Below are 11,681 nucleotides of genomic sequence, written 5' to 3' on the forward strand. Positions count from 1 at the left end.
ATTCCTAACTTGAGTGATCATCGCTCTAACTGGTTGAACAGTGTTGAAATTACGTAATATCCCCATAGCTCCCAAAAGGGCGCGTCGTCAAATGCTGCTTTGCGGCAGTTGTCGATCAGCTTATGCAAGGCGTCATCATTCACCAAGGAGTTAAATGCGGTGGCCCGTTCGCAGGACAATCGCTTGCACATAACCGGCAAAAGCTTTTCAAAAGTAACGCTAAATTCACCTTTGTCTGTGCGTCGAGACACCTCGCTCGGCAAAAGATCGGTCAGCGCCATTCTGTGCATATATTTTCCAGTGCTTCCCCTCAAACGCATGCGTTCCGGGGTAGTCGCGGAAAACTCGATGAATCTACGCGACAGTAACGGATGGCGGGCTTCAACGCCAAAACTTGTCAATTGCCGGCTCAATAACTCAAGAGCGTGCGGAAGATTAGGGAACGCCAATTTCCGAATTTTATAGCGGTCTCTATCCGAACCCGGGAGCGTAGCGAGGTAAGCTGCCTTACGGCGATCAAGTTCCTCTTGCAAATCGCCGTCGAGCCAGAAGCTATCCGTCGTGTTACCGCCATGCTCGGGTATAGAGTGCGGTCGCAGCAATGCGCGTATTGTCTTGGGCACAAAGGACCTGACAAGCGCCCGCAACAGCAGGGGTGCGGTTTGCACCACACCAAGCTCGAGTAGGTCGGCGCGCAGGCTGGTCAGGAATGCGGCTGGATCGGCGCGCGCCAAGGCCTCGTCATAATAGCGGCGCGATCCATCCAGCCACTGGTCCCCGCCTATCCCTGTAAGCTTCACACGGCAGCCGTCCGCTATCAACTGGCGGTCAAGATTAATTGACATCGCCCCGTTAGGATAGGTTGGAACATCGATGTGTTCCTCAATCTGCCGGTTGAACCAGGCAAGCGGAGGGATGAACAGCGGGAAGGAAGATATCGTACGGCCTGTCTTACGCGCGACAGCATCGACGAAATGTCTTTCATCCGACGCTGAGCCTGGGGGGCCATATATGGAATACCCCTTGATATCGGGCGCGCCCAATTCGCCAGCCGAGTGTAGCGCATCAGCCATCGCGAATACAGCCGAGGAATCGAGGCCACCGCTCACTTCCACGGCCAGCGTGGAGTTAGTGCGTGACGCACTCTTTACGCAACCGGCAAAGATTTCGCGGTAGTGCTCGAAATATTCCTCGTCGCGGCGATAGTTCAGGGTCACCTCGGTCGATAGCGTCCAGTATCGTTCCAACGTAAGGCGTCCGCCTGAATAATGCAGACTATGGGCAGGTGGAAGCCGTTTGACTTCGCGCCACACCGTCTCATCTAAAGTGTACCAGCGATCCGACATGATCTCCGCCATGAACCCGGCATTTGGATGTGGCTTGCGAGCCAACGCTGCCAACACCGCGCCAGTGCTCGAACCGAATGCGATTTGAGTATCGTCATAATGGTAATAGAACGGGCGCAAACCCTGATGATCGCGCGCGCAGAACAGCTCGCGTTGGCTTGTATCCCAGATGGCAAAGGCAAACTCGCCATCAATTTGGCGCGGACAGGCTCGCCCCCATAAAGAAAAAGCGTGCAACACAAGTTCTGCGTCGGCATCACTGCGCAGACGCGCGCCACTTTGCTCAAGCATGGTGCGCAGTTCGCAATAATTCGCCAAATACCCGTCGAATATTACAACCAGCCTGCTATCCTCGCTAACAATTGGCTGAACTGCCCCCAACGACTGTGATGTCGTGCAAAGGCCGCGGTAACTCATGGCGACATCATTGCCTTTCCATAAGCCGCAAACAATGTTGGAGGGTGCAGGCAACGCAGCGCTCATGGTGCGGGCTACAGCTTCTACAGTTGTCACGCCGCCCGACCTGACAATGCCGGCCAATCCACTCACAGCATTAGCCCCTGCATCATTTGGCCATATCTGAGCTTGATTCAGCGATGAGATCGCAAAGAGGGGCAAGCTCGGGAATTTCAAAATGGCGAGGCCAATGTTCAAAGTTCACCAGATCGTGCGTGCCGTCCGGATAATAATGAAAGAACAACAAGTTGGAATAGCCGCCTGCTGGGATGGAATCGCGATAATGCCATTGCGAGCTGCCAGCGAAAATTAGTGCTTCGCCCGGATGGAGTTCAAAGGACGAGAAGGTTATCTTCGGGTCCTGCAACAACTGACGCGGGTGCCAGTCGGCAAGGTTCTCGACATTTGGCCAGTCAACGATCTGACTGAAATAGATAGGCCAGTTAACGCCTTGGTCGATACAGAAGTCGAGCGTGTACATTGATACAGGCTCATCCATATGTGGATCGCATTTGCCGCTGCCGCCATAAAGGCTCAGGAAATTGTAGCCCGTTTCGACCTTCTGACCGACCAGCTTCGACACTAACGGAACCAATTCCCTTTGCAACTCGAGAAAATAGGGCTGATCGTGGTAGATTAGCCTTCCGAAATCACTGGTTTCATAGTCCTTCAGATCGTCACGCGGTATGGATGCAGCCGTATCGCGGATGCGCTGGTGGACTTCATCTGAAAATAATCTTTCCAATTTTATCGGACTAAAATCCCGCGGCGGCTGGAGCTTGGCAAAACCCGCCGAAAAGCGTTCCAGCGCTTCAGGCTTGACAATTTGCAAGTACTGGCGCGCGGCTGCGAAACGGCGCAAGAAGTGGGCATCGTACCATGGGACTTTTTGAATATCGCGCAGGATTGACGAGGCAACAAGATGAAGGTCGAGATAGGCGGGATCGGCCAACCTCTCTCTCATTGCGTGCGACAACATTGGTTTCTCCTGCCGATTATTGGCCAAATGCTCGGGCTCTTGCCACTCGTGAGACATTGATGCGCGAATGTCGATACTTGGCCCGCGTGGCAACGCATGACATAGGCGACGTATGCGTTCTGAGATTCCGAGCGAAGCGACGCCGCGACCCCTGCGGGCACCAAGGCCGACATTGGGATCGATTGGCATGGCAAAGCTGTCCTGGCATGCCTTCACACGCCTCGTTTCCGCCCGATTGCAGCACGAAGGTTTTCAAACAAGTGACGTCGATAAGCGCAATTCAGAAGCGGCCGCGCTGGGGCGCGCTCTCGCCGATGCTCGCCCTCATGACCAAACCATGGTGCTTCATGTTGCTTGGGTGATCCCGCGTGTAGCGCACCGAATGCCTTTCCGGTCCGATTGCCTTGTCCAAGCAATGGCAGCGCAAGACTGGCTACTCGGTCGTGGCATAGCCAGCCGCATTGTCATCGGAGTGGTAAGCAGTGAAGACCGCCCCTTTGAATCGCATGCGTGGCTGACTTATGGGCCGAATGTAGTCACCGGTGGAATGGTTGATGCTTTCAGACCCATCCTCGGCTAGGCGCACAGGGTGTGACTGCAGTACAACAGCCAAGCCCATGAAAAGAAACTCTTTACGTATCGTGCTTATTAGGTGTTGTCATGCAAGCTGCGTTCCGATATTCGGCCAGTGTAATTTATAGTCTAGGGACGCTGCAAGCGCTCCGTATGAGGTTTTACATGATGAAGAAATTCCTAGCGTCCGTTGCCGCTGCTGGTTTGGTTTTCGCGCCGATTGCGGCGCAAGCCAACACTCGCGCCATGGAGGCCGGTGTGATGATAGATCGTGCGCCAACCGCTGTTTCGAGCAGCGAATTGCTTGCCAACGATGATGATGACGATACAGGCATTTACCTGCTTCTCACACTGCTTCTGATCGGGGCGGGGATCGCTTTTATCATTGCTGGTGATGCGTCCGAAGGTAATGATGCTTCGCCGGGTACGGGTGGCTGATCCAGCAAGGGTGCAAGTCGCTCCTGCTCGACTGCCTGCGAATATCGGGGGAGGATTTTTCTCCCCGCTTCTCCATCTTCACATTCTGATAGTGCTTTCGCTGTTCCTCGGCGGCGGGGGCGTGGCCTATGGCCTGCGCAATCTCGCGATCCAATTTTGCGCGTTGATTATTCTTGCGGTGCATCCCGATCAGGTGCTTCGCTTCGTGCGAGAGGCGCCCACGGCACTTCGTGCGCTGGTTTTTGCAAGCGTTGCGCTCCCGCTGGTGCAACTCGTTCCGCTTCCGCCGTTAATTTGGCAAAACCTGCCCGGCCGCGAGCCCATCTCTGCCACTTTAAACCTTGTCGGGACCGGCGCACAGGACTGGTTCCCCGCCAGCGTCGATCCGGCGCGCACGCTGGTCGCCTTCTGCGGCACATTAGCACCCGCAACGATTATCATTCTTGGTAGTCTTCTTGCCCAGGAGCAGAAGTTGTCTCTTGTGCGCGCTGCATTGTGGGCGTCTCTTGCCGCATTTGCGCTGGGGGCCGTACAATTGGCTTCAGCGAATAACGTAGGCCTCCTGTATGCTGAGCGCACCTCGCCAAACACATTCTATGCAACCTTCACCAATCGTAACTCGACTGCTCTGCTGTTTGTGATGGCAACGGCGCTGCTCGCCGCCCTGCCTCGCCCGCGCAACGTGATCTGGTCCTGGGGAGTTGGCGCGGTAGCACTCTTGTTTGCCCTCAGCGTGGTCTTGACGCAGTCACGCACTGGAATGGCACTGTTGCTGTTAGTCGCCGTCCTCTGGCTCATGCGGCTGGCATATAGTCACTTGTCCAGACGCAATGGCAGCGACGCGCCAAAGGTCAGGACGCTCGTTATCGCCTTGGCGGGCGTCGCGTTGCTCGGCGGAGCGCTAGGCGCGTCCTTCGTGTCAGGGGGACGCGTTGCTGACAGCGTTAAGCGGTTCTCAACCGGGGCGGCTGATCGACCCGAGATATGGGAAGATGGCGCATACACAGTAGGCCAATATTGGCCCGTGGGCAGCGGCATGGGTACGTTTGACGAAGTCTTCCAACTGCATGAATCGCTGGAATATGTCTCGTCGCGAAAGGCAGGACGAGCGCACAGCGACTGGCTGGAGATTGCCATCGAGGGTGGCCTCGGCTCGCTCTTGCTGGCTGCCGGTTGGCTGATATGGTCTCTAGTCTCGGCAATCCCGCGCCGAGCGTCGGCTAATGTTTGGCCGCCGCTCGCTGCGGGCACAGGAGTCGCTTGCATCGCGCTTCAATCTGCGTTCGACTATCCGTTGCGCAATCAGACTCTGCTGTGCTTTGCTGCCTTGCTCATCGTAATGCTCGTGCGCGAGAAAAAGGCGTTGCCATGATGGGGCGGTTCCTCTGGTGGGGCTTACTGGCCGCAGTCTTTGTTGTCGCCAGCTTCGCTCAGCTCGACCGGTCGTCGCGCTTTGCACCGCACCTTGCCCGATTTGTGCCCCCGGCTTTCTCCGGCTTCGCGGCAGAGCAGCGTACACGTCAGGCCATCGCGGCGCAGCAGGGCGAGCGTGCAATCGCCGAGGCTGAGGCACTGGTGACGGCTCGGCCCCTCCCAGCCGAAAATCTCGAATTGCTGGCAATTGCGGCCGCTTTGAGTGAGCGCAATGAGCAATCGATCGCAGCTATCGAAGCGGCCAGTACTCGCGGTTGGCGTGCGCCCATCATCCAACAGGCAGTTGCGCAGGCCGCCATCGAACAGGGCAATCACGACATTGCAGCGCAACGCATCAGCGCGCTGCTTTCCATCGGAGAAATGCGCGAAGCTGCGCTAGTCCTAGCCGGTCAGCTTGTCGCTACGCCCGACGGTCAAGTTGCGCTCGCCCGGCGTTTTGCCGCGCCCGGCCATTGGCAGGACAATGCCCTGCGATCGCTTGCCGGGACTGTGCCGCCGGACAAGTATTCCACCACACTGGTGCTCGCCGCGAAGCAGGGAGCCACCCTCGATTGCAGAATTGTTGAACGTGTAATCCAAAACTACGTACTTGAGAACGAAGACTCCGCAGCCGCACGCTTGCGCGAAATCTGCCCGGCCTAGTTGCCGCTTTCAGGAATCGCAAAAGTCCCCGACACTCGGCCCGCATCCTGACCGTTGGCAGGCCGCGATCCTGCGCCATCGACACTTGAGACACCCGAATTGAGGTCGATCACGAGCCGACCGCCGTCGAGCGTATCACCCGCGCGGTTGATCGAGACGCCGCCCGACATGATGATCACGCGGCGGTTGAAATCATAGACCGCCACATCGCCGCGCGCCCGTTCGCTACCGCGGGTAACGACCACACCGCCGCTCGCCTGGATGCGCTGGATGCGCAGGGTCCCAGCGTCGGTATAAGCAACGGTCGTGCGTGCCGACGTGAGGCGCAGATCGCCCTGCTGGATCACCACATCGCCCGAAAGGATTACGCGGTTCTGTCGGTCCTGCAGTTCGATCCGGTCCGCGGCGTAGGATACCGGCTGGTTGGAGTTGAAACCGGCGATATTCTGCGCTCCGGCAACCGATCCGAACCCGACTGCCGAAACGGCACCAGCCAGCAGTCCGGCGCACAGCCCGCGCAGCGCGAGTTTGCGGAGTGGCATTCGGGTGCTGCTATGCTGCTGCATTGTCTTATCCATCATATCGTGCCGTCTCATTCGAAATCGCTCATAGTCATGCCGCTGGGCAAGCGCAGTTGCCCCGGCACCATCACCAGCCGCGCATTGCCGACCAGCGAGAATGTGCGTGCGGAAAGGTCCGCGCTCATCATGTCCGCCTGGAACCGGCCTGCCGGGATAACCCCGCTAACCCGACCTTCGCCGAGCAGGACGCGGTTGGCGAGGTCGAGGGTCACGTTGTTTGCGCCAATTTCATACCCGTCGGCAGCGGTGAACTGCACGATGCCGGGAATGCGAACCTTGTCGTCATCCATTTCGTACGATCCGGCAGCGGCGGATAGCACCGCTGGCCCATCGGGCAGCACGATCCGGGCGATCAATTCTTCCATTGCCACGACCGGGACCGAATTGCTGCGCTGCACGGCGGAACCTGCCATCAGCGAGAACGGGCGGCCCTTGTCATCCTGCCCGCGGTACATGGCATCGTCCACGCGCAACCGGTCATCGGCAATTGCCACCTTGTTGCGATCGAGCAAGAAGCTTACTTCGCCGCGCGGGCTGAGCGGCGTGATGATCATCAGCGCGGCGATCACGCCGACCAGTGCAGGAAGCCCCACGGCAAGCAGGCGCACGATCCGGTCGAGCGCGCTGCCCGGTGCGGCAAATGCTTGGCGCTTGGTGCGCATCTGGTCGGCGGCGAGCGTCATATCCTTACCTTAACGCACGAGCGCATTACTCGTGGCTGAAAATGTCCTTGTCGGCCCAGCCCGCAATGTCGAGCCGCGCGCGGGTCGGCAGGAAATCGAAGCAGGCCTGCGCCATGTCAGAGCGCCCTTCGCGTTCGAGCCGTTCCTGCAAGACATCGCGCAAACGGTGCAGATAGCGCACATCGGAAGCGGCATACTCGCGCTGCGCGTCATTCAGTTCGGGCGCGCCCCAATCGGATGATTGCTGCTGCTTGGAGATATCCTCGCCCAGCAATTCGGACACGATCATCTTCAATCCGTGCCGGTCGGTATAGGTACGGGTCATCTTGCTGGCGATCTTGGTGCAAAACACCGGCCCCGCCTCGACGCCAAGGTAATATTCGATCGCAGCAAGGTCGAAGCGCGCATAGTGATAGATCTTCACCCGCGACGTATCGGCCAGCACGGCTCTAAGGTTGGGAGCATCATAGGCGCTGCCATTGGCAAAGCGCACCAGGTGCTCATCGCCATTGCCATCGCTGATCTGCACCACGCACAGCCTATCACGCGCGGTGATCAGGCCCATGGTTTCAGTATCGACAGCCACGGGGCCATCGGCGAGCACGCCTTCGGGAAGGTCTTCTTCGTGATAATGTACAGCCATTGTGGGAAAGCTCTTAGGCGGATTGGGGGTTGGAGGGAAGAGCGACCAAAGAGGATACAAGACAGATCGCGACCGCTACAACAGCAAGCCAAAACAAATCACCCAGATAGGATGGCCTTAAAACCGCGAGCAAAAAGCGGAAGTTTTCCAAATTAGAACTCAATCTATGTTATCACTTGAAGGTATCCCTCATTTAAAAAATCGCGTTAACTAGGTGTTTCTGCGAGCGTCCTTCATTACTATTATCTGCTCAATTGTTTTCGTTATTTGGTTAGATAACATCGTTTGGTATCTTCCGACTAGTAATTGTTGCTCTATCGGGAATGGTGTTCGTTGGCCGCCCGGAACTATTTCGCATTCATACTGCCGCAACTTTTGCGCCTCTGATTTAGCAAGCCTGCGTTCCCGCCAGATCAAAGTTGCCAGCCGCTGAACGAGCGAATATTCCGTCGCTGTTTCAGGGACGTATTCATTCTCAAGCTCATTGAGCAACTCGTCGTAGGCCTCCATCTCCTCGAGCTCTCCAACGATTTGCTGGCTCAATGCGCCGTGACGGGTGGCATTTCTGGCGCTTTGCTGTCTCCCGACTAACGTGCGCACGCGCTGGCGCACCCTCGGCGTAGGAGGTGTATTCGGACTGCCGTCGTTATCTCCAGCGTTTGATATCATTTAACTATCCTTTCCAACTGCTTAATCGACTGTCGGCGACTGTCTTTGGTTGCAACCGGTTGCAAGAACTTTTGCACGTAAGCGAATGAGATGAGACTTTTTCCAAACGAAATTGTCCGTATTTCCAAACGAAATTCCGTTTTTGTGAACTAATGATTTGCTGCGTATGACTGCTCAAATGTTCGAAACCATTCCCGATAGCTGGCGCGGCGCGCTGGAGCCTGTGCTGGCAACCGCGCAAGCACGCCAACTGGGAAGCTGGCTGCGCGCGGAGGAGGATGCAGGCAAGCAGGTCTATCCGCCGCGCGGCTGCCGCTTGAAGGCGCTCGCACTGACTCCGCTGGACAGCGTGAAAGTCGTGATCCTCGGGCAGGACCCCTATCACGGGCCGGGCCAGGCACACGGCTTGTGCTTTTCGGTACCCGAAGGCGTCAAACCGCCGCCATCGCTCGCCAATATCTTCAAGGAGCTTGAAACCGACCTTGGAATGGCGCGGCCCGATCACGGGAATCTGGCACGCTGGGCGAGGCAGGGCGTGCTGCTGCTCAACAATACGCTGACAGTCGAGCAGGGGCAGGCGGGAAGCCATGCCGGGCGCGGCTGGGATACGATTACCGATGCCTGCGTGGCTGCGGTGGCCGAGCGTAGCGTTCCGAGCGTCTTCATCCTCTGGGGCAGCCATGCACAGGCCAAGGGCAAGCGGATTGCGTCGCTGCGCAAGGACGGGCCGCATTTGCTCATCGAAAGCCCGCACCCCAGCCCGCTGTCGGCCTATCGCGGTTTCTTCGGTTCCCGGCCTTTCAGCCGCACCAATGCTTTCTTGGAGGAGCATGGCCGGGGCGGCATCGACTGGCGATTGGAAAGCTAATGTGGAGCACATGGAGCACAGTCCTGATGCGAAAAAACGGCCATGTGCCCGCATGAACGTAGACGACGCCCGCACCGCGCTCACCGCGCGCCTTGAAGAGCTGGACCGGCTCGACGCGCTGAGCGGTCAATCGCGCGAGCCTGTCACGCTGCAACAGGATAGCGTCGGGCGCTTGTCGCGCATGGACGCGATGCAGCAGCAGGCGATGGCGCAGGCCGAAGAGCGCCGCCGCCAAGCCGAACGCGCCCGGATTGGCGCGGCGCTCAAGCGGCTCGACGAAGGCGAGTGGGGCTATTGCGCCGGCTGCGGCGAAGAGATCGCGGAAGGACGTCTGAGCGGCGACCCGAGCCTTGCGCGCTGCGTGAAGTGTGCAGCATGAGCGCAGCCTATCGGTGCAAGCTGCGGCATTGGCTGATGAGCATGTTGGTACTGCACCTGTTCGTGCTGACCTTCGCCGGGTTTCAGTGGTTCGCCCGAGCGCTTCCTGATCTTCCGCTGAGCTCTGAAAATTCTTCGATCTGGATTTGGCCGATAAACCAATCAATCGAAGTATATATTCTCCTCTTCGCGTTGCTCTGGCTTTGGCACTTGGGGGATTTCATCCAGCGCGGTGAGAGCAGGAACCACGCACTAAAGCTTGCCGCCAGTTACCGACTGCCATTGGGGCTGCTCTGTTTTCACGATGCAGCTGCTTTCTTCAACCAATCTAGCTTCCTGAATGATCTGGGGTGCCCCGAGCGGTTTCCTGACCCGGAATTTCTCATATTGGATGGTTGCGGCAGCTGGACGCCATGGTGGAAAGAGCTCCTCGCCACCATCCCGCTCATTGGGCTTCTGGTAGCTTCTCTGGTGAAGCTTGTCCTTGCCATCGGATCGCGTTTTAGGCGCCTGCCAAAAACTGGCGTGATTTCCTGATCCGCGTTCGCCCGCGCCTAGCGCGGCAACTCTGTGACACCCATCAACGCCTCATCCACGCTGGCCGCGCACTGGCGGCCTTCGCGGATGGCCCAGACGACCAGTGACTGGCCGCGCCGCATGTCGCCGCAAGCGTAAATGTGATCGTCCGACGTGCGATAGTCTTGCGTGTTGGCATCGACATTTCCGCGATCGGTGAGCGAGACGCCTGACTGGTCAATCATGCCCTGCTTGCGGGGCCCAAGGAAGCCCATGGCGAGAAGGATCAGGTCGGCCTTCAGCGTGAATTCGCTGCCGGGCACTTCCTTGAGCTGGCCTTCGGACCAGTCGGCGCGCATGCATTTGAGGCCGGTGACCTCGCCATCTTCGCCGACAACTTCCTTGGTCAGCACGGCCCAGTCACGGTCCACGCCTTCCTGGTGGCTGGAGGAGGTGCGCAGCTTCATCGGCCAGTCGGGCCAGGTCAGCAGCTTGTTTTCCTTCTCGGGTGGCTGGGGCATGATCTCGATCTGCGTGACCGAGGCAGCACCTTGCCGGTTGGACGTGCCCACGCAGTCGCTGCCGGTATCGCCGCCGCCGATCACGATCACGTGCTTGCCGGTCGCGGTCAGCGTCCCGCGCGGCGCGGCGCGGGTTTCGTCATCGCCTGCATTGCGCTTGTTCTGCTGGGTGAGGAATTCCATCGCGAGGCGTACGCCGGGCAATTCTGCGCCGGGAATTTCCAGCACGCGCGGATGTTCGGCACCGCCGGCGAGCACGACCGCGTCGAAATTTTCCTTCAGCGACTTGATCGAGATATCGACGCCAACCTCGGTGCTGGTGCGGAAGGTGACGCCTTCGGCCTCCATCTGCACCGCACGGCGATTGATCTGGCTCTTTTCCATCTTGAAGTCGGGGATGCCGTAACGCAGCAGTCCGCCGACGCGGTCGGCCTTTTCGAACACGGTGACCGAATGGCCTGCACGGGCAAGCTGCTGGGCACAGGCGAGACCTGCCGGGCCGGAACCGACCACCGCCACGCTCTTGCCCGTCTGGCGAGCAGGCACTTGCGGCTTGATCCAGCCTTCCTTCCACCCGCGATCGACAATCGCGCATTCGATGTTCTTGATCGTCACCGGCTCGTCGGTGATGTTGAGCGTGCACGACGCCTCGCATGGCGCGGGGCAGATGCGACCGGTGAATTCGGGGAAGTTGTTGGTCGAGTGAAGCACTTCCAGTGCATTGCGCCAGTCGCCCTCGTAAACGAGGTGGTTCCAGTCCGGGATGATGTTGTTCACCGGACAGCCGTTGTGGCAGTAGGGAATGCCGCAATTCATGCAGCGCGAGGCCTGGTTTTTCAGCCGCTCCTCGCTCGGCGGAATAACGAACTCCTTGTAATGCTTCACCCGTTCCTTGGGATCGGCATATTCCAGCTCTTCGCGGTCGACTTCGAGGAAGCCTGTTTCTTTACCCAT

At 58.4% G+C, this 11,681-nt stretch carries 14 protein-coding genes; 7 read left to right on the forward strand and 7 right to left on the reverse strand.

Annotation, left to right across the window (positions count from 1 at the left end):
- Nucleotides 1–17: 17 nt before the first annotated feature.
- Nucleotides 18–1,886 carry an asparagine synthetase B family protein gene (locus AAC850_RS08970; RefSeq protein WP_340588380.1) on the reverse strand — a complete coding sequence of 623 codons (1,869 nt, stop codon included), beginning with the start codon at nucleotides 1,884–1,886 and terminating at the stop codon, nucleotides 18–20.
- Between the two features lie 25 nt (nucleotides 1,887–1,911).
- A complete protein-coding gene (locus tag AAC850_RS08975; protein ID WP_340588381.1) occupies nucleotides 1,912–2,970 on the reverse strand; it encodes a hypothetical protein in 1,059 nt (352 codons plus the stop codon).
- Here AAC850_RS08975 and AAC850_RS08980 point away from each other — a divergent pair.
- The 4 genes from AAC850_RS08980 to AAC850_RS08995 all read left to right on the forward strand — a co-directional run bounded on the left by AAC850_RS08980 (nucleotide 2,969) and on the right by AAC850_RS08995 (nucleotide 5,868).
- Nucleotides 2,969–3,361 carry a lasso peptide biosynthesis B2 protein gene (locus tag AAC850_RS08980; protein ID WP_340588382.1) on the forward strand — a complete coding sequence of 131 codons (393 nt, stop codon included), beginning with the start codon at nucleotides 2,969–2,971 and terminating at the stop codon, nucleotides 3,359–3,361. The genes AAC850_RS08975 and AAC850_RS08980 overlap by 2 nt on opposite strands.
- A gap of 158 nt (nucleotides 3,362–3,519) precedes the next feature.
- The gene (locus tag AAC850_RS08985) at nucleotides 3,520–3,792 is read left to right on the forward strand and encodes a hypothetical protein (RefSeq protein WP_340588383.1); all 273 of its coding nucleotides are present in this window, start codon (nucleotides 3,520–3,522) and stop codon (nucleotides 3,790–3,792) included.
- 91 nt (nucleotides 3,793–3,883) lie between these two features.
- Nucleotides 3,884–5,164, forward strand: a complete 1,281-nt coding sequence (locus AAC850_RS08990) for an O-antigen ligase family protein (RefSeq protein ID WP_340588384.1) — start codon at nucleotides 3,884–3,886, stop codon at nucleotides 5,162–5,164.
- Nucleotides 5,161–5,868 (forward strand): hypothetical protein, encoded by a 708-nt coding sequence (locus tag AAC850_RS08995; RefSeq protein WP_340588385.1) that lies wholly within the window; start codon nucleotides 5,161–5,163, stop codon nucleotides 5,866–5,868. The genes AAC850_RS08990 and AAC850_RS08995 overlap by 4 nt, the downstream gene beginning before the upstream one ends.
- Here AAC850_RS08995 and AAC850_RS09000 read toward each other — a convergent pair.
- The 4 genes from AAC850_RS09000 to AAC850_RS09015 all read right to left on the reverse strand — a co-directional run bounded on the left by AAC850_RS09000 (nucleotide 5,865) and on the right by AAC850_RS09015 (nucleotide 8,444).
- Nucleotides 5,865–6,410 (reverse strand): LptA/OstA family protein, encoded by a 546-nt coding sequence (locus AAC850_RS09000; protein WP_340588386.1) that lies wholly within the window; start codon nucleotides 6,408–6,410, stop codon nucleotides 5,865–5,867. The genes AAC850_RS08995 and AAC850_RS09000 overlap by 4 nt on opposite strands.
- 50 nt (nucleotides 6,411–6,460) lie before the next feature.
- Entirely contained in the window at nucleotides 6,461–7,132 is a 672-nt protein-coding gene (locus tag AAC850_RS09005) for an LPS export ABC transporter periplasmic protein LptC (protein WP_340588388.1), read from the reverse strand.
- Between the two features lie 25 nt (nucleotides 7,133–7,157).
- Entirely contained in the window at nucleotides 7,158–7,775 is a 618-nt protein-coding gene (locus tag AAC850_RS09010) for a ribonuclease D (RefSeq protein WP_340588389.1), read from the reverse strand.
- A gap of 210 nt (nucleotides 7,776–7,985) precedes the next feature.
- On the reverse strand, nucleotides 7,986–8,444 hold the full coding sequence (locus AAC850_RS09015; protein WP_340588390.1) for a hypothetical protein: 459 nt from the start codon (nucleotides 8,442–8,444) through the stop codon (nucleotides 7,986–7,988).
- 178 nt (nucleotides 8,445–8,622) lie between these two features.
- Between AAC850_RS09015 and ung the strand changes: the two genes are divergently transcribed.
- From ung to AAC850_RS09030, 3 genes are read left to right on the forward strand one after another with little or no spacing between them, the layout of a single operon-like run.
- Entirely contained in the window at nucleotides 8,623–9,312 is a 690-nt protein-coding gene (gene ung / locus AAC850_RS09020; RefSeq protein WP_340588553.1) for a uracil-DNA glycosylase, read from the forward strand.
- A 52-nt stretch (nucleotides 9,313–9,364) separates the two neighbouring features.
- Nucleotides 9,365–9,691: a TraR/DksA C4-type zinc finger protein gene (locus AAC850_RS09025; RefSeq protein ID WP_340588391.1), complete on the forward strand. Its 327-nt coding sequence runs from the start codon at nucleotides 9,365–9,367 to the stop codon at nucleotides 9,689–9,691.
- The gene (locus tag AAC850_RS09030; RefSeq protein ID WP_340588392.1) at nucleotides 9,688–10,227 is read left to right on the forward strand and encodes a hypothetical protein; all 540 of its coding nucleotides are present in this window, start codon (nucleotides 9,688–9,690) and stop codon (nucleotides 10,225–10,227) included. The genes AAC850_RS09025 and AAC850_RS09030 overlap by 4 nt, the downstream gene beginning before the upstream one ends.
- A gap of 17 nt (nucleotides 10,228–10,244) precedes the next feature.
- On the opposite strand, the gene AAC850_RS09035 is transcribed toward AAC850_RS09030, so the two are convergent.
- Complete coding sequence (locus AAC850_RS09035; protein ID WP_340588393.1) at nucleotides 10,245–11,681, reverse strand: glutamate synthase subunit beta; 1,437 nt, start codon at nucleotides 11,679–11,681, stop codon at nucleotides 10,245–10,247.

Source organism: Erythrobacter alti, from assembly GCF_037996805.1.
GTDB classification, from domain to species: Bacteria; Pseudomonadota; Alphaproteobacteria; order Sphingomonadales; family Sphingomonadaceae; genus Alteraurantiacibacter; species Alteraurantiacibacter alti.